This window comes from Mesorhizobium sp. M2A.F.Ca.ET.037.01.1.1, assembly GCF_003998075.1.
GTDB lineage: Bacteria > Pseudomonadota > Alphaproteobacteria > Rhizobiales > Rhizobiaceae > Mesorhizobium.
Map to the genome: position 1 here is coordinate 1 of NZ_RZSA01000255.1, position 7,261 is coordinate 7,261.

The 7,261-nt window shown below is 63.6% G+C and carries 2 protein-coding genes; both read left to right on the forward strand.

The window, feature by feature from the left end; translation table 11 throughout:
- Positions 1 to 3,553, forward strand: a 3,553-nt coding sequence (gene rpoB, locus EOA27_RS14840; RefSeq protein WP_127256574.1) for a DNA-directed RNA polymerase subunit beta, incomplete at its 5' end; no start/stop codon positions are given.
- A 184-nt stretch (positions 3,554 to 3,737) separates the two neighbouring features.
- Positions 3,738 to 7,261, forward strand: a 3,524-nt coding sequence (gene rpoC / locus EOA27_RS14845; protein ID WP_127256576.1) for a DNA-directed RNA polymerase subunit beta', incomplete at its 3' end; no start/stop codon positions are given.

A 7,261-nucleotide genomic window follows, 5' to 3' on the forward strand; every position in this document is an offset into this window, starting at 1 on the left:
GTTCGATAGCAAGGACGTCGTGCACGCCCGCATCGACCGCCGCCGCAAGATCCCGGTGACGTCGCTGCTGATGGCGCTCGGCATGGACGGCGAAGAGATCCTGTCGACCTTCTACAACAAGATCACCTACAAGCGCGCCGGCGACCATTGGCGCATTCCGTTCAACGTCGAGCGCTTCCGCGGCCTCAAGGCCGTCGGCGATCTGGTTGATGCCGACACCGGTGAAATCGTCGTCGAGCAAGGCAAGAAGATCACCGCCCGCCAGGCCCGCCAGCTTGGCGAGAAGGGTCTCAAGGCCATCAAGGCGACCGACGAGGATCTGCTCGGGAACTACCTCGCCGAGGACATCGTCAACTACGCCACCGGCGAGATCTTCCTCGAGGCCGGCGACGAGATCGACGACAAGACGCTGAAGGTGCTGCTCGGCACCGGCGAGGAAGAGATCCAGATTCTGGACATCGACCACGTCAATGTCGGCGCCTATATCCGCAACACGCTCAACGTCGACAAGAACGAGAGCCGCCAGGACGCGCTGTTCGACATCTACCGCGTCATGCGCCCGGGCGAGCCGCCGACCCTCGAGACCGCCGAAGCCATGTTCAACTCGCTGTTCTTCGATAGCGAGCGCTATGACCTGTCGGCCGTCGGCCGCGTCAAGATGAACATGCGCCTCGAGCTCAAGGCCGAGGACACCGTGCGCGTGCTGCGCAAGGAAGACATCCTGGCCGTGGTCAAGACGCTGGTCGAGCTGCGCGACGGCAAGGGCGAGATCGACGACATCGACAATCTCGGCAACCGCCGCGTGCGTTCGGTCGGCGAGCTCATGGAGAACCAGTACCGCGTCGGCCTGCTGCGCATGGAGCGCGCGATCAAGGAACGCATGTCCTCGATCGAGATCGACACGGTCATGCCGCAGGATCTGATCAACGCCAAGCCGGCGGCCGCCGCCGTGCGCGAGTTCTTCGGCTCCTCGCAGCTGTCGCAGTTCATGGACCAGACCAACCCGCTGTCGGAGATCACCCACAAGCGTCGCCTCTCGGCGCTTGGACCGGGCGGTCTGACCCGCGAGCGCGCCGGCTTCGAGGTGCGCGACGTGCACCCGACGCATTACGGCCGCATCTGCCCGATCGAGACGCCGGAAGGCCCGAATATCGGTCTTATCAACTCGCTGGCCACCTTCGCGCGCGTCAACAAGTACGGCTTCATCGAAAGCCCGTACCGCAAGATCGTGGGCGGCAAGTTGACCAACGAAGTTGTCTACCTGTCGGCGATGGAAGAGGCCAAGCACTATGTCGCGCAGGCCAACGCCGAGCTCGACAAGAACGGCAGCTTCGTCGACGAGTTCGTCATTTGCCGTAACGCCGGCGAAGTGATGATGGCGCCGCGCGAGAACGTCGACCTGATGGACGTCTCGCCGAAGCAGATGGTGTCGGTCGCGGCGGCGCTCATCCCGTTCCTCGAGAACGACGACGCCAACCGCGCGCTGATGGGCTCGAACATGCAGCGTCAGGCCGTGCCGCTGGTGCGCGCCGAGGCGCCGTTCGTCGGCACCGGCATGGAGCCGGTCGTCGCCCGTGACTCGGGCGCGGCCATCGGCGCTCGCCGCGGCGGCGTGGTCGATCAGGTGGACGCCACCCGTATCGTTATCCGCGCCACGGAAGACCTCGATCCCGGCAAGTCGGGCGTCGACATCTACCGGCTGATGAAGTTCCAGCGTTCGAACCAGAACACCTGCATCAACCAGCGGCCGCTGGTGCGCATGGGCGACCGCGTCAACAAGGGCGACATCATCGCCGACGGTCCGTCGACCGAGCTCGGCGATCTGGCGCTCGGCCGTAACGTGCTGGTCGCGTTCATGCCGTGGAACGGCTACAACTACGAGGACTCGATCCTGCTCTCCGAGCGCATCGTGGCCGATGACGTCTTCACCTCGATCCACATCGAGGAGTTCGAGGTCATGGCGCGCGACACCAAGCTCGGGCCGGAGGAAATCACGCGCGACATTCCGAACGTTTCGGAGGAGGCGCTGAAGAACCTCGACGAGGCCGGCATCGTCTATATCGGCGCCGAGGTGCAGCCGGGTGACATCCTGGTCGGCAAGATCACCCCGAAGGGCGAAAGCCCGATGACGCCGGAAGAAAAGCTTCTGCGCGCCATCTTTGGCGAAAAGGCCTCGGACGTCCGCGACACTTCCATGCGCATGCCTCCGGGCACCTTCGGCACGGTCGTCGAAGTGCGCGTCTTCAACCGCCACGGCGTGGAGAAGGACGAGCGCGCGATGGCGATCGAGCGCGAGGAGATCGAGCGTCTGGCCAAGGACCGCGACGACGAACAGGCGATCCTCGACCGCAACGTCTACGCGCGTCTTTCCGACATGCTGGTCGGCAAGGAAGCGATTGCCGGGCCGAAGGGCTTCAAGAAGGGCTCGAAGCTATCGAAGGACACGCTCGACGAGTATCCGCGTTCGCAGTGGTGGCAGTTCGCCGTGGAGAACGAGAAGCTCCAGAGCGAGCTCGAGGCTCTGCGTGGCCAGTACGACGAGTCCAAGAAGGCGCTCGAGCAGCGCTTCATGGACAAGGTCGAGAAGGTGCAGCGCGGCGACGAAATGCCTCCGGGCGTCATGAAGATGGTCAAGGTCTTCGTGGCGGTGAAGCGCAAGATGCAGCCGGGCGACAAGATGGCCGGCCGTCACGGCAACAAGGGTGTCGTGTCGCGCATCGTTCCGGTCGAGGACATGCCTTTCCTCGAGGACGGCACGCATGCCGATATCGTGCTCAACCCGCTGGGTGTGCCGAGCCGCATGAATGTCGGCCAGATCCTGGAAACGCATCTTGGCTGGGCTTGCGCCGGCATGGGCAGGAAGATCGGCGAGCTGATCGACGCGTATAAGGGTGGTGGCGACATCAAGCCGCTGCGCAAGACGCTGGAAAGCTTCATGCCGGCCAACGACCGCAACGAGCCGATCCGCGAATATGACGACGAGAGCATCGTTCGCCTGAGCGAGCAGATGCGCCGCGGCGTCTCCATCGCGACACCGGTGTTCGACGGCGCGCATGAGGTCGACATCAACACCATGCTGGAGCAGGCAGGCCTGCACACCAGCGGTCAGTCGCAGCTCTATGACGGTCGCACCGGCGAGCCGTTCGATCGCAAGGTGACGATGGGCTATATCTATATGCTCAAGCTGCACCACCTGGTGGACGACAAGATCCACGCGCGTTCGATCGGTCCGTACTCGCTCGTCACCCAGCAGCCGCTGGGCGGCAAGGCGCAGTTCGGCGGCCAGCGCTTCGGCGAAATGGAGGTCTGGGCGCTCGAAGCCTACGGCGCCGCCTACACGCTGCAGGAAATGCTGACGGTGAAGTCGGACGACGTGGCCGGCCGCACCAAGGTCTACGAGGCGATCGTGCGCGGCGACGACACGTTCGAGGCGGGCATTCCGGAGAGCTTCAACGTTCTCGTCAAGGAAATGCGCTCGCTCGGCCTCAATGTGGAGCTGGAAAACACCCAGGTCGAAGAGGCTCCGACGCGTCTGCCCGACGCAGCCGAATGAAGCTTATGGCGCGCCGCTCCAGGAAGCGGCGCGCCCCGAGCATGACCCCGAAAAGTGGCCACCGGTTTTCGGACAAGGTCATGCTCAACCAAGAAGTCTTCGGCCGGTTTGACCGGCCAGTCTGCGGACATTTCGTCCGCGATCGATTGAAGGGGTTATCGAGGACCCCGAAAAGGAGAACGGCATGAACCAAGAGGTCATGAATCTCTTCAACCCGCAGGCGCCTGCGCAGGTGTTCGATTCCATCCGGATCTCGCTTGCCAGCCCAGAGAAGATTCTGTCCTGGTCGTTCGGCGAGATCAAGAAGCCGGAGACCATCAACTACCGCACCTTCAAGCCGGAGCGTGACGGCCTGTTCTGCGCGCGCATTTTTGGTCCGATCAAGGACTATGAGTGCCTTTGCGGCAAGTACAAGCGCATGAAGTACAAGGGCGTCATCTGCGAAAAATGCGGCGTCGAAGTCACGCTGTCGCGCGTTCGCCGCGAGCGCATGGGCCATATCGAGCTCGCCGCGCCCGTCGCCCATATCTGGTTCCTGAAGTCGCTGCCTTCGCGCATCGGCACGTTGCTCGACATGACCCTCAAGGACATCGAGCGTGTGCTCTACTTCGAGAACTACATCGTCACCGAGCCGGGCCTCACCGCGCTGAAGGAGAACCAGCTCCTCAGCGAGGAGGAGTACATGCTCGCCGTCGACGAGTACGGCGAGGATTCTTTCACCGCCATGATCGGCGCCGAGGCCATCCATGACCTGCTTGCCGGCATGGACCTGGAGAAGATCGCCGGCGACCTGCGTTCGGAGCTGGCTTCGACCACCTCCGAGCTGAAGCAGAAGAAGTATCTGAAGCGGCTCAAGGTCGTCGAGAACTTCATGGAATCCGGCAACCGTCCGGAATGGATGATCATGAAGGTGGTTCCGGTGATCCCGCCGGATCTGCGCCCGCTGGTTCCGCTGGACGGCGGCCGCTTTGCGACGTCGGATCTGAATGACCTCTATCGCCGCGTCATCAACCGCAACAACCGCCTGAAGCGGCTGATCGAGTTGCGCGCGCCCGGCATCATCGTGCGCAACGAGAAGCGCATGCTGCAGGAAGCCGTCGACGCGCTGTTCGACAACGGCCGTCGCGGCCGCGTCATCACCGGCGCCAACAAGCGTCCGCTGAAGTCGCTGTCCGACATGCTCAAGGGCAAGCAGGGCCGGTTCCGTCAGAACCTGCTCGGCAAGCGCGTCGACTATTCCGGTCGCTCGGTCATCGTGACCGGTCCGGAGCTGAAGCTGCATCAGTGTGGCCTGCCGAAGAAGATGGCGCTCGAGCTGTTCAAGCCCTTCATCTACGCCCGCCTCGACGCCAAGGGTTTCTCCTCGACCGTCAAGCAGGCGAAGAAGCTGGTCGAGAAGGAGCGTCCGGAGGTTTGGGATATCCTCGACGAGGTTATCCGCGAGCATCCGGTGCTGCTCAACCGCGCGCCGACGCTGCACCGCCTCGGCATCCAGGCGTTCGAGCCGACCCTGATCGAAGGCAAGGCGATCCAGCTGCATCCGCTGGTCTGCACCGCCTTCAACGCCGACTTCGACGGTGACCAGATGGCGGTCCACGTGCCGCTGTCGCTGGAAGCGCAGCTCGAAGCCCGCGTGCTGATGATGTCGACCAACAACATCCTGCACCCGGCCTCCGGCGCGCCGATCATCGTGCCGTCGCAGGACATGGTTCTCGGTCTCTACTATCTCTCGATCGTCAACCAGAACGAGCCGGGCGAAGGCATGGTGTTTGCCGACATGGGCGAGCTCCAGCATGCGCTGGAGACCAAGGCCGTGACGCTGCACGCCAAGATCAAGGGCCGCTTCCGCACGGTCGACGCCGAAGGCAATGTCGTGTCGAAGATCTACGACACCACGCCCGGCCGCATGATCATCGGCGAGCTTCTGCCGAAGAACGTCAACGTGCCGTATGAGACCGCCAACCAGGAGATGACCAAGAAGAACATCTCCAAGATGATCGACACCGTCTACCGCCACTGCGGTCAGAAAGAGACGGTCATCTTCTGCGACCGCATCATGGCGCTCGGCTTCGCCCATGCCTGCCGTGCCGGCATTTCGTTCGGCAAGGACGACATGCTGATCCCGGATACCAAGCTGAAGCTGGTCTCCGAGACCGAGGCTTTGGCCAAGGAGTACGAACAGCAGTACAATGACGGCCTGATCACGCAGGGCGAGAAGTACAACAAGGTCGTCGACGCCTGGGCCAAGTGCTCGGAAAAGGTCGCCGACGAGATGATGGCCCGCATCAAGGCGGTGGAGTTCGAGGACAACGGCCGCCAGAAGCCGATGAACTCGATCTACATGATGTCGCATTCGGGTGCGCGCGGTTCGCCCACCCAGATGCGTCAGCTCGCCGGCATGCGTGGCCTGATGGCCAAGCCGTCGGGTGAAATCATCGAGACGCCGATCATCTCGAACTTCAAGGAAGGCCTCACCGTGCTCGAGTACTTCAACTCGACCCACGGCGCCCGCAAGGGTCTGGCCGACACCGCCTTGAAGACGGCGAACTCGGGCTACCTCACCCGCCGTCTCGTCGACGTGGCGCAGGACTGCATCGTCAACTCCGTGGATTGCGGCACCGACAAGGGCCTCACCATGCAGCCGATCGTCGATGCCGGCCAGATTGTTGCTTCGGTCGGCCAGCGCGTGCTGGGCCGCACCGCGCTCGACGACATCAACCACCCGGTCACCGGCGATCTGCTGGTCAAGGCCGGCAAGCTGATGGACGAGCGCGATGTGGAGCAGATCGAAAAGGCCGGCGTGCAGTCGGTCCGCATCCGCTCGGCGCTGACCTGCGAGGTCAGGACCGGCGTGTGCGCCGTCTGCTACGGTCGCGACCTGGCCCGCGGTACCCCCGTCAACCAGGGCGAGGCCGTCGGCGTCATCGCGGCGCAGTCGATCGGCGAGCCGGGCACCCAGCTCACCATGCGTACCTTCCACATGGGCGGCACGGCGCAGGTGGTGGACTCTTCGTTCCTTGAAGCCTCCTATGAGGGCAAGGTGCAGATCCGCAACCGCAACGTGGTGCGCAACTCGGAAGGCCAGCAGATGGTCATGGGCCGCAACATGGCGGTGCTCATCCTCGATGAGACCGGCAAGGAGCGCGCCACGCACCGCGTCGCCTATGGTTCGCGCATCTTCGTGGACGATGGCGACAAGGTGAAGCGCGGCCAGCGTATCGCCGAGTGGGATCCCTATACCCGCCCGATCCTCACCGAAATCGAGGGTCGCGTGGCGTTCGAGGACCTGGTCGACGGCATCTCCGTTCAGGAAACGGCCGACGAGTCGACCGGCATCACCAAGCGTGAGGTCATCGACTGGCGTTCGACGCCGCGCGGCAGCGACCTGAAGCCGGCGATCGTCATCCAGGACGCCAAGGGCAAGGTCGGTAAGCTGTCGAAGGGCGGCGATGCGCGCTTCCTGCTCTCGGTCGAGGCCATCCTCTCGGTCGAGCCGGGCGCCCATGTGAAGCCTGGCGACGTGCTGGCGCGTATCCCGATGGAAAGCGCCAAGACCAAGGACATCACCGGTGGTCTGCCGCGCGTGGCCGAACTGTTCGAGGCTCGCCGTCCGAAGGATCACGCCATCATCGCCGAGATCGATGGCACGATCCGCTTCGGCCGCGACTACAAGAACAAGCGCCGCATCATCATCGAGCCGCATGACTC